Annotated in this window: 20 protein-coding genes; 8 read left to right on the plus strand and 12 right to left on the minus strand. The window is 73.4% G+C overall.

Going from position 1 to position 22643, the window contains the following annotated elements; translation table 11 throughout:
• Positions 1-253 precede the first annotated feature (253 nt).
• The 3 genes from FB454_RS04450 (at position 254) to FB454_RS04460 (ending at position 5274) form a co-directional block, all read left to right on the plus strand.
• Complete coding sequence (locus FB454_RS04450; protein WP_013475376.1) at positions 254-1504, plus strand: DivIVA domain-containing protein; 1251 nt, start codon at positions 254-256, stop codon at positions 1502-1504.
• Between the two features lie 172 nt (positions 1505-1676).
• Positions 1677-3773: a hypothetical protein gene (locus FB454_RS04455; protein WP_145822565.1), complete on the plus strand. Its 2097-nt coding sequence runs from the start codon at positions 1677-1679 to the stop codon at positions 3771-3773.
• 403 nt (positions 3774-4176) lie between these two features.
• Positions 4177-5274: an AI-2E family transporter gene (locus FB454_RS04460; RefSeq protein ID WP_174361816.1), complete on the plus strand. Its 1098-nt coding sequence runs from the start codon at positions 4177-4179 to the stop codon at positions 5272-5274.
• A gap of 4 nt (positions 5275-5278) precedes the next feature.
• On the opposite strand, the gene FB454_RS04465 is transcribed toward FB454_RS04460, so the two are convergent.
• The 7 genes from FB454_RS04465 to FB454_RS04495 all read right to left on the minus strand — a co-directional run bounded on the left by FB454_RS04465 (position 5279) and on the right by FB454_RS04495 (position 11818).
• The gene (locus tag FB454_RS04465) at positions 5279-6088 is read right to left on the minus strand and encodes an alpha/beta hydrolase (protein WP_013475373.1); all 810 of its coding nucleotides are present in this window, start codon (positions 6086-6088) and stop codon (positions 5279-5281) included.
• A gap of 67 nt (positions 6089-6155) precedes the next feature.
• Positions 6156-6488 (minus strand): hypothetical protein, encoded by a 333-nt coding sequence (locus tag FB454_RS04470; protein WP_013288228.1) that lies wholly within the window; start codon positions 6486-6488, stop codon positions 6156-6158.
• 62 nt (positions 6489-6550) lie between these two features.
• Positions 6551-7603, minus strand: coding sequence for a hypothetical protein (locus tag FB454_RS04475; RefSeq protein WP_145822566.1), 1053 nt, complete (start codon positions 7601-7603; stop codon positions 6551-6553).
• A complete protein-coding gene (locus FB454_RS04480; protein ID WP_013288230.1) occupies positions 7600-8094 on the minus strand; it encodes a SigE family RNA polymerase sigma factor in 495 nt (164 codons plus the stop codon). The genes FB454_RS04475 and FB454_RS04480 overlap by 4 nt, the downstream gene beginning before the upstream one ends.
• A 41-nt stretch (positions 8095-8135) precedes the next feature.
• The gene (locus tag FB454_RS04485) at positions 8136-9935 is read right to left on the minus strand and encodes a 3-hydroxybutyryl-CoA dehydrogenase (RefSeq protein ID WP_145822567.1); all 1800 of its coding nucleotides are present in this window, start codon (positions 9933-9935) and stop codon (positions 8136-8138) included.
• 123 nt (positions 9936-10058) lie between these two features.
• Positions 10059-11123, minus strand: coding sequence for an alpha/beta fold hydrolase (locus FB454_RS04490; protein WP_091330892.1), 1065 nt, complete (start codon positions 11121-11123; stop codon positions 10059-10061).
• 248 nt (positions 11124-11371) lie between these two features.
• Positions 11372-11818 (minus strand): FHA domain-containing protein, encoded by a 447-nt coding sequence (locus FB454_RS04495; RefSeq protein ID WP_013288233.1) that lies wholly within the window; start codon positions 11816-11818, stop codon positions 11372-11374.
• A gap of 218 nt (positions 11819-12036) precedes the next feature.
• Here FB454_RS04495 and FB454_RS04500 point away from each other — a divergent pair, with 218 nt between their 5' ends.
• Positions 12037-13539 carry an aldehyde dehydrogenase family protein gene (locus FB454_RS04500; protein ID WP_145822568.1) on the plus strand — a complete coding sequence of 501 codons (1503 nt, stop codon included), beginning with the start codon at positions 12037-12039 and terminating at the stop codon, positions 13537-13539.
• Positions 13540-13548: 9 nt separating this feature from the next.
• Here the strand turns inward: FB454_RS04500 and nucS are convergent, their stop codons facing one another.
• Positions 13549-14208, minus strand: a complete 660-nt coding sequence (nucS, locus tag FB454_RS04505; protein ID WP_030271426.1) for an endonuclease NucS — start codon at positions 14206-14208, stop codon at positions 13549-13551.
• Between the two features lie 71 nt (positions 14209-14279).
• On the opposite strand from nucS, the gene FB454_RS04510 reads away from it, so the two are divergent.
• Positions 14280-14897 carry a DUF4126 domain-containing protein gene (locus FB454_RS04510; RefSeq protein ID WP_013288236.1) on the plus strand — a complete coding sequence of 206 codons (618 nt, stop codon included), beginning with the start codon at positions 14280-14282 and terminating at the stop codon, positions 14895-14897.
• 59 nt (positions 14898-14956) lie between these two features.
• The gene (locus FB454_RS04515; protein WP_013288237.1) at positions 14957-15253 is read left to right on the plus strand and encodes a DUF1540 domain-containing protein; all 297 of its coding nucleotides are present in this window, start codon (positions 14957-14959) and stop codon (positions 15251-15253) included.
• 105 nt (positions 15254-15358) lie between these two features.
• Here FB454_RS04515 and FB454_RS04520 read toward each other — a convergent pair whose 3' ends face one another.
• The 4 genes from FB454_RS04520 to FB454_RS04535 form a co-directional block, all read right to left on the minus strand.
• A complete protein-coding gene (locus tag FB454_RS04520; protein WP_145822569.1) occupies positions 15359-17362 on the minus strand; it encodes a protein meaA in 2004 nt (667 codons plus the stop codon).
• Positions 17363-17463: 101 nt separating this feature from the next.
• A complete protein-coding gene (locus FB454_RS04525) occupies positions 17464-19617 on the minus strand; it encodes an FtsX-like permease family protein (RefSeq protein WP_145822570.1) in 2154 nt (717 codons plus the stop codon).
• Complete coding sequence (locus FB454_RS04530; RefSeq protein ID WP_030271431.1) at positions 19614-20294, minus strand: ABC transporter ATP-binding protein; 681 nt, start codon at positions 20292-20294, stop codon at positions 19614-19616. Before FB454_RS04530 ends, FB454_RS04525 begins: the two co-directional genes overlap by 4 nt.
• Positions 20291-20815, minus strand: a complete 525-nt coding sequence (locus FB454_RS04535) for a PadR family transcriptional regulator (RefSeq protein ID WP_047893384.1) — start codon at positions 20813-20815, stop codon at positions 20291-20293. Before FB454_RS04535 ends, FB454_RS04530 begins: the two co-directional genes overlap by 4 nt.
• Positions 20816-20901: 86 nt before the next feature.
• On the opposite strand from FB454_RS04535, the gene FB454_RS04540 reads away from it, so the two are divergent.
• Together FB454_RS04540 and FB454_RS04545 are read left to right on the plus strand one after the other, a co-directional pair.
• Positions 20902-21750, plus strand: coding sequence for an ABC transporter ATP-binding protein (locus FB454_RS04540; protein ID WP_013288242.1), 849 nt, complete (start codon positions 20902-20904; stop codon positions 21748-21750).
• Positions 21747-22592 carry an ABC transporter permease gene (locus FB454_RS04545; RefSeq protein ID WP_013288243.1) on the plus strand — a complete coding sequence of 282 codons (846 nt, stop codon included), beginning with the start codon at positions 21747-21749 and terminating at the stop codon, positions 22590-22592. The genes FB454_RS04540 and FB454_RS04545 overlap by 4 nt, the downstream gene beginning before the upstream one ends.
• Positions 22593-22643 lie beyond the last annotated feature (51 nt).

Genomic DNA, 22643 nt, shown 5'->3' on the forward strand with positions numbered 1-22643 from the left:
GCCCCGGATTGCCTTTCCGGCCGACCCGGTCACCATTCGACTGACGTACGCAACAAAGGGCCGCGGGTTCCGACCCGCGGCCCTTTCGCGCCACCTTCCCCGGTGACGTCCCACTCGACCGACCCGCGCGGGAGCTGCCAAGATCGCCGATTGGTCCGGTCCGCACGGCCGACGGAGTTGACCATGTAAACCGGACGCGAAAGCTGCCGACCACTCTTGCGAACCACCCTGGGGGGTCTGCGAGTATGTCCCAATGCCCCAGCAGCAGTCCTCCCCTCTTGCGTTCTTCGATAACGCGAACTCACAGCCCGATTTCACCGTTGGCCTGCGTGGTTACAACACCAACCAGGTCGACGACTTCATCGGCCGCCTCAGCGCCGCCCTGAGCCAGTCCGAGCAGGCCCGTGCCGAGGCCGAGCAGCGGATGAACGACGCGCAGCGCCGGCTGCGGCAGGCCGAGCAGCGCCAGAGCGCGCTGGAGCAGAAGCTCACCGAGACCAACAAGCAGCTCGAGGAGAACAGCCGGCCGACGCTCTCCGGCCTGGGCACTCGCGTCGAGCAGATCCTGCGGCTGGCCGAGGAGCAGGCCAACGACCACCGCAACGAGGCCAAGCGCGAGTCGGAGGGCATCCTCTCCGCCGCCCGCCTCGAGGCGCGTGAGATCACCGACAAGGCCCGCGCCGAGGCCGCCGCCATGAAGGCGACCGCCGAGCGCGAGGCCGGCAGCGTCCGCACCGCCGCCGAGCGCGAGGCCGCCGAGGTCCGGGTGCAGGCCCGCCGTGAGGCCGACACGCTGCGCGCCGACGCCGACCGCGAGACCAAGCAGCTGCGTACGGTCACCGCGCACGAGGTGGCCGAGCTGAAGTCGACTGTCGAGCGCGAGGTCGCCACGCTGCGCGCCACCGCCGAGCGGGAGATCACCCAGCAGCGGGCCAAGGCCGCCCGGGAGGCCGAGGAGAAGCGCGCCGAGGCGACCAAGCTGCTCACCGACGCACGCGACAAGCGCGACAAGGACCTCCAGGCCCTGGAGCTCCAGCTCGCCGAGCGGCGGGAGAAGGCCGAGCGCGAGGAGTCGGAGCGGCACGCCGCCCAGGTCGCGCAGACCCAGAAGCTGGTGAACGAGGCCGAGCAGCGGGCCCGTGCCGCGCAGGAGCGCGCCAAGGAGATCGAGCAGCGGGCCGAGGCCCGGCGGGTCGAGTCCGAGCGCACCGCCAACGAGACCGTTGACAAGGCCAAGGCGCTGGCCGACAAGACGCTCAACGAGGCGCGCGCCGAGGCGCAGCGGGTGCTCAACGAGGCCCGCACCGAGGCCGAGCTGACCACGCAGGCGGCCCGCCGCGAGGTCGAGGACCTGACCCGCCAGAAGGACGCGGTCACCTCGCAGCTCGGCCAGATGCTGTCCGGCCTGGCCGGCATCGTGCCGGGCGTGCCGGCCGGCGGCAAGGCCGAGACGCCGAAGGCGGACGCCTCCGGGCAGAAGGTGACGGCCGAGTCGGCCGGCTGATCGGAACACCCGCTGTCGGGGGCATGAGCCACGGCGCGGGGTGACACCGGGTGACCGGTGTCGCCCCGCGCCGTCATGCTTGTGCGGCCCGTTTCGCCAGGAGGGTGAAGTAGCTCCCAGAAGGGGCGTCCGTATCGCCCCAGCAGAGCCGGATGCGTGTGAGGATGGGGGCATGTCGCACGGCGAGGAACTGTTCGCGCTCGGCGGGGACGTGACGACGGAGCCCAGCTTCGAGTCCGCCCTGCGGGGATACGAGAAACGACAGGTCGACCGCTACGTCGCTCGCGCGGAGCACGAGATCGCGGCGTTGACCACCGAGCGGGAACAGGCGTACACCCAGATCCACAAGCTGGCCGGTCAGGTCGAGGTGCTCCAGCGCGACCTGGCCCAGGTGCGCAAGCAGGCGGCGGTCGTTGACCGGGCGTCGTTCCGGCACCTGGGTCCGCGCGTCGAGCAGATCCTCACGATGGCCGAGGAGCAGGCCGACGAGATCCTGGCCGCCGCGAACGAGGAGATCGAGGCCCGTCGCGCCGCCGCCGAGCACATCGTCGAGGAGGCCCGGGAGCAGGCCGCCCAGGCGCTCAAGGACTTCGAGATCGCGCTGGCGGCCCGCCGGACCGAGGAGGAGCGGCACACCGCCGCCCGCAAGGCCGAGGCCGAGGCCACGCTGAAGGCCGCCAAGGACGAGTCGGCGAAGCTGCGCACGGACGCGCAGGACGAGTCGACGAGGCTGCGGACGGCGGCCCAGGACGAGGCCGAGAAGCTGCGCCGGACCGCCCAGGACGCGCTGGCGAAGGCCCAGCAGGAGGCCACCCAGCTCCGCGACACCGCCAAGGAGATCCACTCCCGGGCACAGCAGGAGGCCGCGCGGCTGCGCGAGGCGGCCAAGGAGGCGCTGGCCAAGGCCCAGCAGGAGGCGAGCCAGCTCCGCGAGGCGGCCAAGGAGGTGCACGCCAAGGGCCAGCAGGAGGCCAAGCGGCTCACCGACGCCGCCGCCGAGGCCGGCCGGGCCACGCACGCCAAGGCGCTGGCCGAGGCCAAGAAGATCGTGGACGACGCGGAGGAGGCCGCCAAGGCCACCCGCGGCCGGGCCCGCAGCGAGGCCAACCGGCTCACCACCGAGGCCGCCGACGCCGGCAAGCGCAACCGCGCCGAGGTCGAGGCGTACGTGCAGCGCATGCGCACCGAGACCGAGGCGTACGTGCAGCAGGCCCGCGCGCAGACCCAGCAGGAGCTGGGCGCGTGGCGGGCCGGGGTGGAGAAGGAGGTCGCCGAGCGGCGGGACGGCGCGGAGAAGGAGCTGGCCCAGCGCCGGGCCGCCGCCGAGCAGGAGTTCGCCAAGCGCCGCGACGAGCTGGACAAGCAGCACGCCAAGCGGCAGGAGGAGTTGGAGCAGGCGTACACCACGCGGCGCGACGAGATCGAGCGCACCGCCGCCGACGTCCGGCAGGCCGCCGAGGCCGACGCGCTGAGCATGCGGCAGCAGGCCGAGCTGGAGGCCGCCGAGCTGCTGCGCCGCGCCGAGGCGGACGCCGGCGCGCAGCGCCGCAAGGCCGACGAGCACGTCGCGGCCTCGCGACGCCAGTTCGAGGAGTACGCGGCCACGACCCAGCAGCACCTCGCCACGACGCAGCAGCACCTGGCCGCCACCCAGCAGGAGGTGGCCGCCGGCCGGCAGCAGCTCGCCGGCGTGATGCTGGAGATCGCCAAGGCTCAGCAGGAGCTGGCCGACCTGCGTACCGAGACGTGGAAGTCGCGGCAGGAGTCCGACGACCTGCAACGCCGCCTCACCGACCTGCGGCGCGACGCCGACTCGGCCGGGATCGCGGCCACCCCGGTCGACCCGGACGATCTCGCCGCCGCCTCCACCGGCCGGTCCACCGGCGACGGCACGCCGGCGGGCGAGGGCACGCCGGTCACCAGCGGCGCGGAGAGCCCCGGCGACACCCCGGCCGGCGGCGGTGCGCCGGTGGCCGCGAAGGGCACCGCCACCGCGGTCCCCAACGGCGCCGGGCCGGCCAAGGGTGACGGCGAGCCCGCCGACGCGGGCAAGGCGAAGCCGGTCGGCGAACCGGTGACCACGATGGACTCCCCTGGCGGAGCAGGCGTCGACGGGGAGCCCACTGTGGCTGCCGTGCCGGGTGAGGGCGGCCGGGGCGCCACCCCCACGAAGATCACCAGCACCGGTGAGAACGGCAAGCGCCCGACAAAGCCGACCACCGACGAGCGCAGCGCCAAGCCCAGCACGGTGACGGTCGACAAGGACTGATCCACCCCGAACTGGCGGGCCCAGCGCCACGTCGGCGAAGTGGCGGCATCCCACCCACCCGGACCACACCACCTCCCCGAACTGGCGGGCGACCCGCGCCAGGGCGGCCCACCGGGACGGCCCGGCGGGACGGCCCGGCGGGTGGTGGTGGGATGGTCGGGGCGGACGGCGGCGACTACCCTGCGGGCAGAGGGCCGCGCGTCGGCCGGGGACGGCACCGGCGGGCGAGCCGGGCAGCGGGGAGGCACGGGTGTCACAGGAGGGTTCCGCCGCCCGGGACGACGAGGCCGCGGACGTGAACACCTCCGGCTCCCCCACCGGCGACGCGAGGCCCGCAAGCGACACCACGGGCACCGCGAGTGAGACCACGCGCACCGCGGAGCACACGCGGACCGGCACCGGCATGAGCGGCGAGCGGCCCGTCGACGTCGAGCCGGGTGAGTTCGAGCCGAGCGGGCGCTTCGGCGTACCGGGGCGGCCGCTGCGGCGCAGCGCCTTCCTGGTCGGGTTCACCGGCGCGCTCGGCGTGCTGCTGGCGTACGCGTTGTTCCTGGGCATCCGCAACGCCGCCGGCATCCTGGTGCTCGTGGTGATCGCGCTGTTCCTCGCGGTCGGCCTGCACCCGGCGGTGGTCCGGCTGCGCAAGTGGGGCCTGCCGCGCGGGCTGGCGGTGGCGGTGGTGACGCTCACCGTGGTGCTGCTGATCGTCGCCGGCCTGCTGGCGCTGGTGCCGCCGGTGGTGACCCAGTCCGGCCAGTTCCTCCAGCAGCTACCCGGCTACGTCGAGGAGCTGCGCCGCAATCCCACTGTCAACGACCTGGTGATCCGGTACGACGTGATGGAGCGGGTCCAGGCGGCGGCGAACGCGGACACGATCGGGCGGGCGCTCGGCGGCGTGCTCGGCGGGGCACAACTGATCTTCGGGACGATCTTCCGCCTGCTCACGGTGCTGGTGCTGACGATCTACTTCCTGGCGTACTTCGACAAGCTGCGCGAACTCGGGTACGCGATGGTGCCGCGCTCGCGCCGGCAGCGGGTCCGGCTGATCGGCGACGAGATCCTCACCCGGGTCGGCGCGTACATGGTCGGCGCGCTCGCCATCGCGGTGCTGGCCGGGGTGACGACGTTCGTGTTCGCGCTGGCGGTCGGCCTGCCGTACCCGTTCGCCCTCGCCGTGGTGGTCGCGGTGACCGATCTGATCCCGCAGATCGGCGCGACGCTCGGCGCGGTGGTGGTGACGCTCGTCGGGCTCGCCACGGACCTGCCGGTGGGCATCGCCTGCCTGGTGTTCTTCGTGCTCTACCAGCAGGTGGAGAACTACCTGATCTACCCGAAGATCATGCGCCGGGCGGTGTCGGTCAACGAGGTGGCGGCGTTGCTCGCCGCGCTGCTCGGGGTGGCGCTGCTGGGCGTGGTGGGCGCGCTCATCGCGATCCCCACCGTGGCCGCGTTGCAGCTGATCCTGCGCGAGGTGGTGCTACCCCGCCAGGACGCCCGCTGAGCGGTTACTCGGCGCGCCGCTGGGCCGGGCCGGGAACCGGGGTGTCCGCGAACGCGGCGACGGTGCGGTCGGCGTACGCGCTGACGTCGCCGGTCTCCATCGGGCCGTCCCAGGTGGTCGGCAGCGGCAGCGGTACGCCGGGGGCGACCCGCCGGACGATCTCGTCCAGCACCTTCTCCGCGTCGCCGACCCACAGGTGCTTGGCGCCGTCCACGCCCACCACCTCGGCCTGCGGCACGGCGGCGAACCGCTCCCGGGCCTCCTCCGGGCGCAGGTAGTCGTCGAACTCGGGGACCAGCGCGGTGAGCGGCTTACCCGTCTCGGCCCAGACCCCCAGGTCCTCCGGCGCGGAGTAGCGCAGCGGCGGGGAGAGCAGGATCGCGCCGGCCACCGCCGGGTCGCAGCCGTACTTCAGCGCCAGGTCGGTGCCGAACGACCACCCGACCAGCCAGATGTTCGGCAGCTCGTGGAACTCGGCGTACTCGATCGCGGCGGCCACGTCGAACTTCTCGCCGACCGCGCCGTCGAACGTTCCCTCGCTGGTGCCGCGGACGCTGCTGGTCCCCCGGGTGTTGAACCGGAGCACTGCGAGGCCGGCCAGCGCGGGCAGCCGCCAGGCCGCCTTGCGGAACACATGGCTGTCCATCATCCCGCCGTGGGTGGGCAGCGGGTGCAGGCAGACGAGCGTGGCGGCCGGTTCGCGGTCCAGCGGCCGGGCCAGCTCGCCGACGAGCGTCAGCCCGTCGGCGGTGTGCAGCTCGATGTCCTCCCGGCGACCGGGCAGGATCGACGACGCGCGAATCGGAGTGCTCACGCCTGCCAGTCTCCCGCGTCGGCGGCCCCGCCGCCCAGCGGGACGGGAACCGGGTGATCCAGATCGCTCAGCCGTAGCGCGGGGCGCCCCGGCCGCGCTGGAGGTTCGGCCCGCGCCGGTCCCGGGCCCGCCAGCAGCCGGAGTGCCAGTGCCGGCGGTCGGTCAGGTCACCCCGGTCGTCGGCCGGCCAGGCCACCAGATGTGCCACGCCGGGACGGATCTCCTGGTCACAGCCGGGACAGCGGTACGTCTTGACTGATGCCCCGCCGCTGATCGCGCGCACCTGCCAGTCGCCGTCGCGCCACTGCTGCACGGTCGGCACGCCGTGGCGGGCACGCTCGGCGTCCAGGCCGGGGTTCTCCTCCCGGCGAGGGCGGTTGCGACGAGGGCTCACGGTCACCAAGCGTACGGTCCGCCGGCCGGACCGGCCCGGGTCGGGCGGTCCGGCCGACGGGCGGCCGCTCAGTCCCAGGTCTCCGGACGGGTCGGGTCCGGCGCCACCTGCACGCCACCCAGCACGAGCGCCGCGTCGAGTTTGTCGAACCCCTGCTCCGGCCAGCCGTAATCGGCGAGCAGGCGCGACTTCGGCACGCCCAGCAGCTCGACCCGGCCCTGTTCCGGGTAGAGGTGGGCGGGCCGCCCGGCGATCGTCATGTTGCCGTCCACCGTGCGGGGCGAGATCTCGGCCGCGTACTGGTAGGAGACGCTCATCGTCCGGGTGGAGGTGCCGACGATGCCGAACCGGGCGGTCACCAGCCGCGGGAAGCCGGTCACGTCGACCCGGCAGCCGGCAACCCGGGCGCCGTCCGGCACGGTCGTGAGGCGGACGGGCGCACCGCAGCGGCGCGCCTCGGTCAGCCGCAACGCCTCCACCGCGACGGTCAGCGCCGTGTCCTGCGGCGCCCACACGCTGGCCCGCGCGTACAGGCCGGGGGCCGGCTTCCACTGCCGGACCTGGATCGGCAGCCCGTCGACGGTCGTGCTGCTGGTCCGGCCGTCGAACGCCGCCTCCTCGGCGAACATACTGATCTTGAAGGGCACCCCCTCGGCGCCGGACTCCCGTAGCGTCCGCGACGAGCGCGCCAGCTCGACGGTGACCTTTCGCCCGCCGCCGACGTCCAGCTGGGCGCTCTCCAGGCCCTGCGCCACCTCCCAGCGCAGGTAGCGGACCTTGGTGGTGTCGACGCCGAAGTGCAGCACTCCGGCATCGGTGCCGACGACCTCCGGCGCGGCCGCCGCTCCCGGCGCGGCCGGCATCAGCGGTGGCGCCGCCTCGGCCGGGATGGCCGAGGCAGCCGGGCCGGTGAACGGCCGGTCCAGGCCCGGCAGGGCCGGGACGACGGCGAGGCCGCCGAGCAGCGCGACCAGGGCGAGACCGCCACCGAGCACGGCCCGGCGACGGCGTAGCCGACGACGGCCACCCGTCACGGCCCCGGCGGTCAGCCGGTCGATGTCCACGTCTCCTTCGGCCTGCTCCCGCAGCACCGAGGCGATCCGCTGGTCGAGGTCGGTCACGGCCGGCTCCCCTTGGTCATCGGGACGCCGCAGCGCTCCCGGAGGTGGGCGAGCGCCCGCATCGCGTGGGTGCGGACGGTGACCGGGGAGCAGTCGAGGATCTGGGCGATCGTGGCGTCGTCGAGATCCTCGTAGTAGCGCAGCACCAGCACGGCGCGCTGGCGGTCCGGGAGGGCGCGGATCAGCCCCCACATCTCGTCCCGGTCCGCCGCCTCGCCACCGAGGTCGCCGCGCTGGGGCCGGTCGGCGAACGTGTCCACCGCCAGCTCGCGGTTGGACCGCCGCCGCCACCAGGACGTGTTCGCGTTGACGAGCATCCGGCGCACGTACACGTCGGGCCGGTCGGCCCGGGCGATCCTCCGCCAGTGCACGTACGCGCGGGCCAGCACGTCCTGCGTCAGGTCCTCGGCCCGGTGTGTGTCGCCGGTGAGCAGCCGGGCCAGGCGCAACAGCGCCGGGCCGCGGCTGCCGACGTACTCCTCGAATGTCACACCAGGAAGACGCCGTCACCGCCGCCGGGCGTTGACCGGGATCAGCGCCGGGTGTGGTCGCGGAAGCCCCGGCCGGACTTGCGGCCCAGGTAGCCGGCCGTGACCAGGTGCTCCAGCAGCGGGGCCGGGGCGAAGCCGGGCTCGCGCAGCTCCAGGTACAGCTCCCGCTGGATGGCCAGCGAGACGTCCAGGCCGACCACGTCGAGCAGCTCGAACGGACCCATCGGGTAGCCGCAGCCCAGCTTCATCGCGTAGTCGATGTCGTCGGCGGTCGAGTAGCTGGCCTCCAGCATCTTCACCGCGTCGTTCAGGTACGGGAACAGCAGCGCGTTGACGATGAAGCCGGACCGGTCGCCGCAGACCACGCCGGTCTTGCCGAGCTTCGCGCAGACCGCGCGGGCGGTGGCCGACGTCTCGGCGGAGGTGCGGATGGTCTGCACGATCTCCACCAGCGGCATGATCGGCGCCGGGTTGAAGAAGTGCAGGCCGACCACGTCGGCGGGGCGCTGGGTCGCCATCGCCACGTCGATCACCGGCAGCGACGAGGTGGTGGTGGCGAGCACGACGCCCGGCTTGCAGATCTCGTCGAGGCTGGCGAACAGCGCCTTCTTGACGCTCAGCTCCTCGATCACGGCCTCGACCACCAGGTCGACGTCGGCCAGGTGCTCCAGCGTCGCGGACCAGGTGATCCGGCCGAGCGCGTCGTCCCGGTCGGTCTCGCTGAGCTTGCCGCGCACCACGCCCTTGTTCAGCGAGGTCTTTACCGCCTCGCAGACCTTCGCGGACTTCTCCGCGCCCCGGGTCACCGAGATGACCTCGTACCCGGCCTTGGCGAACACCTCGATGATGCCGGTGGCCATGGTGCCGGAGCCGACCACGCCGACCTTCGCGATGGCGCGGGCGCCGTCGGCGAGCGCGGCGTCCGCGGCGTCCGCGGCGAGCGGCGTGTACTCGTCGGGTACGACCTTCGGCGAGCCGGGCCGCTCGTAGGTGTAGAAGCCGCGGCCGGACTTGCGGCCCAGCAGCCCGGCGGTGACCATCTGCTTGAGCAGCGGGGCCGGGGCGTGCCGGCGGTCCCGGCCGCCGCGCCGGTACATGGTGTCGAGGATCTCGTACGCGGTGTCCAGGCCGATCAGGTCCATCAGCGCCAGCGGGCCCATCGGCAGGCCGCAGCCGAGCTTCATGGCAGCGTCGATGTCCTCGCGGGTGGCGTAGCGGGCCTCGAACATGCCGACCGCGTGGTTCAGGTAGCCGAACAGCAGCGCGTTGGCGATGAAGCCAGCCCGGTCGCTGATCGTCACGTCGACCTTGCCGAGCCGCTCGCAGAGCGCCTCCACGTCGGCGACCACGTCGGCGGAGGTGACCACCGTGCGGACCACCTCGACCAGCTTCATCACCGGGGCCGGGTTGAAGAAGTGGATACCGATGACCTGGTTGGGCCGGGTGGTGGCGACGGAGATCTCGGTGACGCTCAGCGAGGACGTGTTGGTGGCCAGGATCGCCTCGGGCTTGCAGACCCGGTCCAGCTCGGCGAAGATCCGCTGCTTGAGGTCCAGGTGCTCGGGCACCGCCTCGATCACCAGGTCCACGTCGTGCAGCGCGTCCAGCCCGACCCGGAAGTCGACCCGCGCGAGCAGGGCGTCCCGCTCGGCCTCGGCGAGCTTGCCCTTGGCGACGGCCCGGTCGGTGGAGCCGGTGAGCGTGGCCCGGCCGCGTTCCAGCGCCGCGTCGGAGATCTCGACGGCTGTGACGTCGACGCCGTTGCGGGCGAACACCTCCACGATGCCGGCACCCATGGTGCCCAGACCCACCACGCCCACCCTGGTGAACTCCCGCGCCACGACCGGCCTCCCCTGGCTCGACTCCGCCGTCCGCGACATGAACGGCCGCTAAGGTTATGCGCCGGAGTCTGCCACGTGACGCTGTGTTGTCGAGACGCCGTGGGATATTTCACGCACCGCGCCTCACCCGGTGGCGTTCTCCCCGGCCAGCGCCAGCAGTTCGGCGACGAACTCCGCCGGCCGCTCCAGGTGCGGGCTGTGCCCGCAGCCGGGCAGCACCACCTCGCGGTACGTCCCGCCGGCCGCCGCGTACCGGTCCAGCACCGCGCGGGTCTGCCCCACCATCGGCTGCGGCGGACACTCCCCGTCGCCGGGCCAGCCGGGCACCACACCGAGCCGGCCGAGGTACGCCAGGTCGAACAGCGAGGTGTCCGAGACGATCACGTCGGCGTCCCCGCGTACCCAGGTCACCGGCGGCTTGACCGGCACGGCGACCAGCTCGTCGGCGAGCCGGAAGTGGGCCGGGGCCAGCGCGTTGAGAACGCCGCGCGGCCCGGCGGCGGTCCCCGGCCAGTGCGCCGAGGCGACAGCCGTGCCCGGGTAGTTGTCGTCGCCGGTGGCGGTGGTCAGCATGCTCTCCAGCAGCAGGTCCTCGTCGTCGCCGAGTGACGCCGGGTCGGCCACGTACGCGGCGCGCAGCACCGCCCGCGGGCTGGTCGGGCCGTCGGCGCTCCGGTCACCGGCGGCGAGCCGGGCCACGAAGTCGGGGTTCGCGCCGCCGGCGCCGGTGCCGGCGAAGTCGGGCGTGGTGGGGGTGCCGTCGAGGTCCCGGGTGCCGCCGAAGCCGTACGGGGACACCGGCGCCTCCAGCAGCAGCCCGGCCACCCGCTCGGGGTGGCCGACGAGCAGCCGCATCGCCACGCCGCCGCCCAGCGAGTGCCCGGCCACCACCGGCCGGGCGCCGGGCGCGAACAGCCCCGGGGCGTCCAGCAGCGCGGCCACGTCGTCGGCGAAGTCGTCGAGCCCTCGGGTGGCGTCGACCGGCGCGGTGTCGGTCTCGCCGTAGCCGCGCAGGTCGGGGGCGACCACCCGCAGCGTCTCCGGCAGCCGGGCGAGCAGCGGTTCCCAGAAGGCGGAGGAGGAGACGTTGCCGTGCACCAGCAGGACCGGTACGCCGTCCGGTGGACCGGCCACGCGGACCGCCTGAGTGATGCCGTTGGCCTGGACGGTGAGCCGTGCGCTGCGCATCCGCGCATGCTGGCACGGGCACCGGCCCCCGGTCCATGTGCCCCACCGACACACCGGCCCGCCCGAGAGGTGGGCGCCGGACCACCCCGCCCCCTCACCGCGTCGATCATGAGGTTGACGGCGACATATCGGACGCAGAACGCCGCCAACTTCATGATCGACCGGGCTCGCCCGCACCGGCGGCATCGACCGGGCCTGGGAGCGCCAACCCATCAGCGGCCCCGAGGGCCCGGCGGATGCCCGGAGGTCTAGCTGACGTCGGCCGGCTGCGCCTCGCGCGCCTCGATCGGCTGGCGCGGCCCGGGGACGGGCAGCGGCAGGGTGGGACGCTGGTCGCGGCGCAGCGCGCCGAAGCTCATCCCGACCGGGTCGGTCCGGGCCACGCCCGGGTCGTAGAGGCGCAGGTCGGTGCGGCCCAGCCGGACCACGTCGCCGTCGGCGATCGCCACGCTGCCGGTGACCCGGGTGTCGTTGAGCCAGGTGCCGTTGGTCGAGCCGAGGTCGGTGAGCATCACCCCCTCCGGGGTGGCCCGGACGGTGGCGTGCCGCCGGCTCAGGTGCGGGTCGGCGAGCACGATGTCGGCGGTCGGCGCACGGCCGATCACCTGCGCGTCCTGGCCGACCCGGAACGTGAGCCCCCGCATCGCCCCGCCCGACACCGTCAGCAACGGCATCAGCTCAGGATGCTCCTCCATGGACAGTCGACCTCCACCCCACATCGCCCCGCGGCGTCAGCCTGCCACCTCACCGTAGTGGCTTGCACCACCGCGCGGTCACCCCCGCGACCCCGGCCGGTCATCTCCCGTTCGCCGTTTCGGACGGCACTTCCGTCGATGCGACGGCTGATCGTCGGCGCAGCGTACGGCGCGTTCGACACCTACCGGCGAGTAATCCTCGGGTCTAGACTTCGGCCATGACCGCTGTACACGTGCCGGGCGCCCCGCTCATCTCCGAGGGTCTATTGGTCTCGACCAGCCCGGCCACCGGCGCCGAGGCAGGCAGATTCCCGCTGGCCGACGAGGCGGACGTGCGTGCCGCTGTCGACCGCGCCCGGGAGGCCGGCGACTGGTGGGCCGGGCTCGGCTTCGCCGGCCGGCGGGACCGCCTCCAGCGCTGGCGCGGCGTGCTCGCCCGGCGGATCGAGGAGCTGGCCGACCTGATGCACACCGAGGGCGGCAAGCCGGTCGGTGACGCCGTGGTGGAGATCCTCACCGCGCTGGAGCACATCGACTGGGCGGCCCGCAACGCCCGGCGGGTGCTCGGGCCGCGCCGGGTCCGCTCCCGCCTGATCCTCGCCGAGTTCACCGGTCACCTCGAATACCAGCCGTACGGCGTGGTCGGCGTCATCGGCCCGTGGAACTACCCGGTCTTCACGCCGATCGGCTCCGCCGCGTACGCGCTCGCGGCCGGCAACGCCGTGGTGTTCAAGCCGAGCGAGTACACCCCGGCGGTCGGTCAGTGGCTGGTCGACAGGTTCGCCGAGGTGGTGCCGGAGCAGCCGGTGTTCCAGGCGGTGCACGGGTTCGGCGCGGTCGGTGCCGCGCTGTGCCGCTCCGGGGTCGGCAAGGTCGCGTTCACCGGCTCGACCGCCACCGCGAAGCGGGTGATGGCCGCCTGCGCCGAGTCGCTCACGCCGGTGCTGCTGGAGGCCGGCGGCAAGGACGCGATGATCGTGGACACGGACGCCGACCTGGACGCCGCGGCGGAGGCGTGCGTGTGGGGCGGGCTCACCAACGCCGGCCAGACGTGCATCGGCATCGAGCGGGTCTACGCGGTCGACCAGGTCTTCGACACCTTCGTGGAGAAGGTGGTGGCGAAGGCCGGGCGGCTCACTGTGGGCGCCGACGGGTCCGACCTCGGCCCGATCACCATGCCGTCGCAGATCGACATCATCCGCCGGCACATCGACGACGCGCTCAGCCGGGGCGGCCGGGCCGTGCTCGGCGGCCCGGAGGCGGTCCAGCCGCCGTACGTGCACCCGACGGTGCTCGTCGACGTGCCGGAGGACTCGGCCGCCGTGAAGGAGGAGACGTTCGGCCCGACGCTCGTGGTCAACCGCGTCCGCGACGTGGACGAGGCGGTCGAGCGGGCCAACGCGCTGCCGTACGGGCTCGGGGGTTCGGTCTTCGGCCGGGCGCGGGCGGTGGCGGTGGCGCGGCGGCTGCGCTCCGGGATGGCCTCGGTCAACTCGGCGCTGACGTTCGCCGGGATGTCGACGCTGCCGTTCGGCGGCACCGGCGAGTCCGGCTTCGGCCGCATCCACGGCGAGGAGGGGCTGCGCGAGTTCGGCCGGCCCAAGTCGGTCACCCGCCGCCGGGCCCGGTCGCTGCTGCCGGCGATGACGTTCGAGCGCACCCCGGCCGACGTCGCCCGCCTGGTCAAGATCGCCAAGCTGATGTACGGCCGGGGCCGCTGAGGCGGCGCCTCAGAACAGCGTCAGCTCGTCGCGCTCGATGCCGCGCAGCTTGTCGTAGTCGACCACCACGCACCGGATCCCCCGGTCGGTGGCGAGCACCCGCGCCTGCGGCTTGATCTCCTGCGCGGCGAACACGCCGGCCACCGGCGCGAGCAGCGGATCGCGGTTCATCAGCTCCAGGTAGCGGGTGAGCTGCTCCACGCCGTCGATCTCGCCGCGCCGCTTCACCTCCACCGCCACCGCGCCGCCGACCGCGTCCCGGCAGAGCAGGTCGACCGGCCCGATCGCGGTCATGTACTCGCGCCGGACCAGCGTGTACCCCTCCCCCAGCGTCGCCGGGTTCGCGGCGAGCAGCTCCTGGAGGTGCGCCTCGACGCCGTCCTTGCGCAGGCCCGGGTCCACGCCCAGCTCGTACGAGGTGTCCTGGAAGATCTCCTCCAGGGTGATGCGCAGCTCCTCGCCGGCCTTGTTCACCACCCGCCAGACGCCGGGCGCCTCCTCCAGCCGGCAGGGCGGGCTCATCCAGTTCAACGGCTTGTAGGCCCGGTCGTCCGCATGGATCGACACCGACCCGTCCGCCTTCACCATGAGCAACCGGGTAGCCGGGGGCAGGTGGGCCGAGAGCCGTCCGACATAGTCCACCGAGCACTTCGCAATCACCAACCGCACCCGCCGAGGGTAGCCGAGGCCCCGGCGGACGCCGACGAGCGCCACTGGCGTACCGGTGCCATATTGAGATCGTGCTCGAAGTCCTCACCGGTTCCGGCCTGGCCGCCTCGGCGGGCCTGAACGCCTACATCCCGCTGCTGCTGATGGGGCTGCTGTCCCGCTACACCGATCTGGTCGAGCTGCCGAGCGGCTGGCAGTGGCTCGGCAACGGCTGGGTGGTGCTGATCCTCGCCGTGCTGCTCGCGGTCGAGGTGGTGGCCGACAAGGTGCCAGTGGTCGACCACGTCAACGACGTGGTGCAGACGGTGGTCCGGCCGACCGCGGGCGGGCTCGCGTTCGGCGCGGGCGCCGGCTCGGAGACGGTCACCGTGAGCGACCCGGACACGTTCTTCTCCACCCATCAGTGGGTGCCGGTGGTGGTCGGCGTGCTGATCGCGCTCGGCGTACACCTGCTCAAGGCCGCCGCCCGGCCGGTCATCAACGCGACCACGGCCGGGGTGGGCGCGCCGGTGGCCAGCACCGCCGAGGACGCGACGAGCGTGGTCATGTCGGTGGTGGCGCTGCTGCTGCCGGTGCTGGTGCTGGTGTTCCTGGTCGCCCTGGTGTTCTTCGTACCGTGGCTGTTCCGCCGCCGCCGGGAGCGGCGCCGCGAGCGCGCCGCGGCCCGCGCGGCCGGCTTCCGCGTCTGACCCGCACCGACTCCCGAAACCCCTAAAATCGGGGCAAGAAACCCAAGGAGGTACGGGAGATGACCGCGTCGTTGGAGATGCCCCGGGTCCAGGAGTGCGCCGTCCGGTCCTGCGCCTACAACCACACGAACGACTGCCACGCGTTCGCCATCACGATCGGCAGCAGCGACCACGCGCACTGCCACACGTTCGTGGAGATGCCGGTGCGCGGCGGCCTCGACCAGTTGGTCGCGCAGGTGGGCGCGTGCTCGCGCGCCGACTGCCGGCACAACGCCGACCTGGAGTGTCACGCCCCGGCCATCACCGTCGGCCCCGACATGGACATGGCCGACTGCATGACCTACGAGAGCCGCTGACCCGCCCGCGCGGACGCGGCGCCTGCTTGCGAGCGCCGCTTTCGCGCGCGGTTGTTAAGAAGGGGCCCCTTGCCTACCGGAGGCGTTAATAAGGGGCCCTTCCTTTCACGACAGGGTGTTCGCCTCGCGGATCACTGTGACCAGATCGTCGATGATGCCGGTGAGCGCGAAGTCCTTCGGCGTGAACACCCGGGCCACCCCGGCGGCCCGCAGCGCCTCGGCGTCGGCGGCCGGGATGATCCCGCCCACCACCACCGGCAGGTCGCCCCGCCCGGCCGCGCGCAGCCCGTCCAGCACCGCCGGCACGGCGGCCAGGTGCGAGCCGGAGAGCACGGAGAGGCCGACCAGGTCGACGTCCTCCTCCACCGCCGCCGCCACGATCTGCCCGGCGGTCAGGCGGATGCCCTGGTAGACCACCTCGAAGCCGGCGTCGCGGGCGCGTACCGCGATCTGCTCCGCGCCGTTGGAGTGCCCGTCCAGCCCCGGCTTGCCGACCAGCAGCCGCAGCCGCCCGCTGCCCAGCTCCCGGGCGGTCGCGACGACCCGCTCCCGCACCCCGGCGAGGGTCGCGTCACCGGCTGTGCCGACCGCCCCGGCCAGGCCGGTCGGCGCGCGGTACTCGCCGTACACCCGGCGCAGCGCGCCCGCCCACTCGCCGGTGGTGACACCGGCCCTGACACATCCGAGCGTCGCCGGCATCAGGTTCGCCGTGGTGGCGGCATCGGCGCGCAGCCGGTCCAGCGCCGCCTCGACCGCCGCCGCGTCCCGGTCGGCCCGCCACCGGCGTACGCCGTCGGTGGCCGCCTCCTCGACGGCCGGGTCCACCTGCTCGATCGCCTCCGCGCCGGCCGCTGTGAGCGGCGACGGCTCGGTCTCGGTGAACCGGTTGACGCCGACCACCACGTCCGAGCCGGACTCCATCCGGCGGCGCCGGTCGGCGAGCGAGGCCACCAGCGCGCTCTTGAGGTAGCCGGTCTCGACGGCGGTGACCACGCCGCCCATCTCCAGCACCTTCTCCAGCTCGACCCGGGCACCGGAGACGATGTCGTCGACCAGCGCGGTCATCACGTGCGAGCCGGCGAACAGGTCCGGATACTCCAGCAGGTCCGACTCGTACGCCAGCACCTGCTGCATGCGCAGCGACCACTGCTGGTCCCACGGGCGGGGCAGGCCCAGCGCCTCGTTCCAGGCGGGCAGCTGCACCGCGCGGGCACGGGCGTCGCGGGACAGCGTGACGCCGAGCATCTCCAGCACGATCCGCTGGATGTTGTTCTCCGGCTGCGCCTCGGTCAGGCCCAGCGAGTTGACCTGGACGCCGAAGCGGAACCGGCGCTGCTTCGGGTTCTCCACGCCGTAGCGGTCGCGGGTGATCTCGTCCCAGAGCGCGCCGAACGCGCGCATCTTGGCGATCTCCTCGACGAAGCGCACCCCGGCGTTGACGAAGAACGAGATCCGCTGGACGACGTCGCCCATCCGCTCGGGCGGCACCTGACCGGAGTCGCGCACGGTGTCCAGCACGGCGACGGCGGTGGCCAGCGCGAAGCCGACCTCCTGCACCGGCGTCGCGCCGGCCTCCTGGAGGTGGTACGAGCAGATGTTCACCGGGTTCCACCGGGGCATCTCGCGCAGCGTGTACGCGATCACGTCGGCGGTCAGCCGCAGCGAGGCCGCCGGCGGGAAGATGTACGTCCCCCGGGACAGGTACTCCTTGATGATGTCGTTCTGCGTGGTGCCGGCGCAGCGGCTCAGCTCCGCGCCCTGCTCGGCGGCGACGGTGCCGTAGAGGCCGAGCAGCCACATCGCCGGGGCGTTGATGGTCATCGAGGTGTTCATCTCGGCCAGCGGGATGCCCTCGAACAACGCCCGCATGTCACCCAGGTGCGCCACCGGCACGCCGACCCGGCCCACCTCGCCGGCGGCCAGCTCGTGGTCCGGGTCGTACCCGGTCTGGGTGGGCAGGTCGAAGGCGACCGACAGGCCGGTCTGCCCCTTCGCCAGGTTGCGGCGGAAGAGCGCGTTGGTGGCCGCGGCGGAGGAGTGCCCGGCGTACGTGCGCATCACCCACGGGCGGTCCCGCTCGGGCAGCCGTCCCGGCATCGCGTCGTCCATGGCCGGAGTTTAAGTTACCGTTCAGTAAAAGGGAGTGTGGAAAACCACACAACCCGATGCCCGCACCGGTGGGCCGGCGGGCGGCCGGCCCACCGTACGGGTCATTCGCTGCGGGCGGTCTCCGGGCCGGTGATCCGTTCCAGCAGCGGCAGGGTGGCGGCGACGACCGCGAGGCAGCCCAGGACGCCGAGGGCCGTCACCGCGGCGAACCCGATCCCCGGCAGGCGCAGGTCGTACTGCATCTGCGCGCGCAGGAACAACTGCGCGGCGACCAGTCCCATCCCGACCGCGACCACGGCGACGGTCAGCAGCGGCACCACGCTCTCCACTGCCACCACCCGGCGCAGCAGCCGTACCGGGGCGCCGCTGAGCCGGAGCAGGCTGAACGGCCGCTTCCGTTCACTGAGGCCGGCCGCCACTGCGACGGCCAGGCTGCATCCGGCGAGCACGAGACCGGCCACCACGACGATGTCGGCCAGCCGCTGCCAGCCCCGCATGGTGTCGGCGAAGTCGGCCTCGAAGTCGCCTGGCACGTTCGGCGCCACGAAGAAGGCGGGGAACGCCGCTTCGAGGACCGTCCGGGCCCGCTCCACAGCGACCGGGTCCGCCGCCTCGACCGCCACCGAGCCCGCCGGGAGCCCCGCGAGGGCCGCCGGGTCCACCGGGGACGACGGCCAGATCCGGTCGGCCGAGGCGGACCCCCGCCAGGGGATCAGGTCCGGCGGCACCTCGGCGACGCTCGCCCCCGGAGCGCACCGTCCGTAGGCGGGCGGGATGTCCGCGCAGGCGATCACGCCGAAGTCGCGGCCGTTCTCGCGTACCGGGTTCTCCCGCACGAGCACCGGGTTGCGGACGCCGGGAATCGCCGCCAGGTCGGCCGGCAGCGTGCCGGGTACCGGCGGGTCGTCCGTCAGCACCATCGACAGCCGGCCGGCCTCCAGGGAACCCCGGGGTGCGGGACCGCGCTCGTACGTGATCGTCCCCATCACCCCGACCGCCACCGTCGTGACGAACAGCGCGAGCATCACCCCGCCCACCGCGCGGAACCCGGCGGCCGGGTTGTCGGCGAGCCGGCGCGCGGCGATGAGCGCGGCGGGCCGGCCGGCGCGAGCGGCCATCGCCCGGGCGCCGACCATGGTCAGCCACGGCCCGGCCGCGATCAGCCCGACCATGACCAGCAACAGCGCGGGCAGGAACAGCGCGGTCTGACCGTCCGAGGTGGGCGGCCGGTACACCAGGGCGAAGCCCAGCCCGGCCAGGCCGAGCGCGAGCGGGATCAGCCGGTACACACGGGGCGGCCGGGGCGTGACCCGGCGGGTGACGCCGAGCGGGGAGATCCGGACCCGGCGCAGCGCGATCCAGGCCGCGGCCGCCGCGCCCGCCGGCACGCCCACCGCCACCACGAGGGCCTCCGGCGCCCCGACGGCCATGTCCTCCGGGAAGAACGGCATGCCGGTGAACGGGATGCCGGCGAGCTGCCCGCGGAGCGCGAAGAACATCGCGAAGCCGACCGCCGCGCCGGCCGCCGCCGCGAGCGCGGCCTCGACGGCCGCGATGGCCGAGATCTGCCGGGGCGTGGCACCGACCAGCCGCATGGCGGCGAACCGCTGCTCCCGGCGGGCGGCGCCGAGGCGGGTCGCCGTGCCGATGAAGACGAGTACGGGGAACAGCAGGCCGCCCGCCACCACGCCGAGGATGAGGTCGACCGCGGCCCCGGGCAGCGGAGCGCTGTTTCCGTCGAGCCGGGTGACCTTCCGGACCTGGTCGAGCCCGCCCACCTGCTCCGGAGTGCCGCCGACCAGGACGAGCAGGGTGTCCGGCGAGGTGAGCGCCGCCGGCCCGACGGCACCGAGGTCCCGGCCCGGATAGCGGTCGGCGAGCTGGTCGGCGGGGACGGTCGCCAGCAGCTTCCGCAGCGCCGGGGAGGCGTAGAACTCGCCGGGCCCCGGGGCTCGGGGAACACCGACCGGCGTGGGCGCGTCCGGTCCGGTCGCGGCGACGTCGACCCGGGTGATCTGGTCGCCCCGGAAGTAGTCGGTCCGGGTGGACCACAGCAGCGGGTCGGCGGCCCCGTCGGCCGTCTCCTGCGGGTACATCGACGCGTAGCGGGTGAGCTGGGCGTCGGTGGCGTGCACACCGGCGAGCGTGGTGAGCAGCAGCCCGGTGCCCACAGCGACGGCGGCGGCGATGGCGACCAGCCGGACCAGCGCCTCCCGCCCGCCGGCGACGGCGAGCCGGAGCGCGAGCCCGATCACGAGACGACCCCGGCGGGGGCGTTGACCCGGCCGTCGCGCACCATGACCTCGCGGTCGGCGTACGCGGCGATGCGCGCCTCGTGCGTCACCAGGACGACAGTGGTGCCACGCTCGCGGGCGGCGTCCACGAGCAGCGTCATCACCTCCTCGCCGGTGAGCGAGTCGAGCGCGCCGGTGGGCTCGTCGGCGAACAGCACACGGGGCTCGGCGACCAGACCGCGGGCCAGCGCGACCCGCTGGGCCTGCCCGCCGGACAGTTCGCCGGACCGGCGGTGCTCCAGGCCGGCCAGGCCGAGCCGCTCGAACCAGCCCCGGGCGGCGCGCAGCGCCGGAGTGCGGCGGACGCCGCGCAGCAGCAGTGGCAACGCCACGTTCTCCGCCGCGGTGAGTTCCGGCACGAGCTGCCCGAACTGGAAGACGAAGCCGAAGCTGTCGCGGCGCAGCGTGCTGCGGTCGGCCTCGCCGAGGGTGTCGATCCGGGTGCCGTCGAACCGGACCTCGCCGGAGTCGGGGCGCAGGATGCCGGCCAGGCAGTGCAGCAGCGTCGACTTGCCGGAGCCGCTCGGTCCCATCACGGCGACGACCTCACCGGCCGACACGGCGAGGCTCGCGCCGCGCAGGGCGGGTGTCTCGCCGAACGCGTACGTCACGTCCCGGGCCTCGATCATCGGGCTCATGGCCGAACCGCCTTTCTCAGGGCGTCCAGCCGGGCGCCTGTCGTCTCGATCCACCGCAGGTCCGCCTCCAGGTGGTAGAGGCCGTGGTCGGCGAGCATCACGTCGACGAGTTCGCCGCTGCGTTTGATCTCGGTGAGTTCGCGCATCCGGCGCAGGTGGGCGGAGCGCTGGGTGTCCAGGTACTCCTCGGCCGGGCGGTCGAGCATCAGCGCGAGCACGACCTTGGTGAACAACAGGGTCTGGAGGTGCGGTTCCGGCTCGACCGGCTCGGTCAGCCAGTGCTCGACCTCGGTGGCGCCCCGGTCGGTGATGACGTAGCGCTTGCGGTCCGGCCCGGCGCCGGGAGCGACGTCCCCGACCACCACCTTGCCGTCGCGGGCCAGCCGGCTCAGCGTCGAGTAGACCTGCCCGTACGGCAGCGGCTTGCCGCGCCCGAAGAAGGTGTCGTAGTCGCGCTTGAGGTCGTAGCCGTGGCTCGGTTCGCGTTCGAGCAGCCCGAGCAGGGTCAGGGGAACCGTCATGACCAGAGACTACACCGAGTGTATACCCCGCGTATATAGCTGACCCGGCAGTGGAACGGGCGACCGCACGACGCACACTTGACGTCATGGAGAACGAGCTCGCGATTTCCGTGCGAGGGCTGCGCAAGGCGTACGGCGACAACGTCGCGGTCGCGTCGGTGGACCTGGACGTCCGCCGGGGCGAGGTGTTCGCTCTGCTCGGTCCCAACGGCGCCGGCAAGACCACCACGGTCGAGATCCTGGAGGGCTACCGGCAGCGCGACGCCGGCGAGGTACGCGTCCTCGGCGCCGACCCCGCCCACCCCGACGCCGGCTGGCGCTCCCGCGTCGGCATCGTGCTCCAGGGCACCGGCGAGTTCGACGAGCTCACAGTCGGCGAGGTGGTCCGCCACTTCTCCGGCTTCTATCCCGACGCCGACGACCCGGACAAGGTGGTCGAGCGGGTCGGGCTGGGGGCCAAGGCCAAGGCGCGTACGCACACGCTCTCCGGCGGGCAGAAGCGCCGCCTCGACGTGGCGCTGGGCATCATCGGCCGCCCCGAGCTGCTCTTCCTCGACGAGCCGACCACCGGCTTCGACCCGGAGGCCCGGCGCGAGTTCTGGGAGCTGATCCGGGACCTGTCCGCCGCGGGCACCACGATCGTGCTCACCACCCACTACCTGGACGAGGCCGAGGCGCTCGCCGACCGGGTCGGCGTGATCGCCGCCGGACGGGTGATCGAGGTCGCCCCGCCGAACGCGCTGGGCAACCGGCAGGAGTCGCTCGCGACCGTCTCCTGGCGTACCCCCGACGGGACGCCGGCCTCGGCGGAGACCGCGACGCCGACGGCGCTGGTGGCCGACCTGGCCGCGCGCTTCGGCGGCGAGGTGCCCGGCCTGACGGTGACCCGGCCGACCCTGGAAGACGTCTACCTGCGGATGATCGGACACTCATGACCACCACGACGAAGCCGGCGGCCCCGGTCGCCGCCACCTCCGCCCGGCGGTCCGGGGCGGGCGCGCTGGCACTGCGTCAGGGGCGGCTGGAGATCACCCAGTTCCTGCGCAGCCGGGAGTCCGTCGTGTTCACGATGGGCTTCCCGATCATCATGATCCTGATCTTCGCGGCGATCTTCAGCGACGAGATCGCGCCCGGGGTCAGCTACACCCAGTACTTCATCACCGGCATGATCGCGACCGGCCTGATGACCGTGAGCTTCCAGAACCTCGGCATCTGGATCCCGATCGAGCGGGACCGGGGCGTGCTCAAGCGCTACCGCGGCACGCCGATGCCGAAATGGGTCTGGTTCGCCGGCAAGGTGATCATGGTGGTGGTCATCGGCATCGCCGAGACCGCGCTGCTGCTCGCCGTCTCGGTGGCGATGTTCGACCTGCAACTGCCGCAGACCACCGGCAAGTGGCTGACGTTCGCCTGGGTCGCTGTCCTCGGCGTCACCGCCTGCACGCTGTGCGGTATCGCCATCTCGTCGCTGGCCCGCACCGCCCGCAGCGGCTCGGCCGTGGTCACCCCGGTCGCGCTGGTGCTCCAGTTCATCTCCGGCGTGTTCTTCGTCTTCACCAGCCTGCCCACCTGGATGCAGCAGGTCGCGGCGATCTTCCCGCTCAAGTGGATGTGCCAGGGGCTGCGCTCGGTCTTCCTGCCGGACAGCTTCGGCGCCCGGGAGCCGGGCGGCTCGTTCGAGCTGGGCACCGTCGCGCTGGTGCTGGGCGCGTGGTGCGTCATCGGCCTGGTGCTCTGCCTGACCACGTTCCGCTGGACCACCAAGCGCGACGGCTGAGGTGTAAGGAAGGGCCCCCTCTTAACGCCTGCGGTAGAGGAAGGGCCCCTT

It is taken from the genome of Micromonospora sp. CNZ297 (assembly GCF_007827625.1).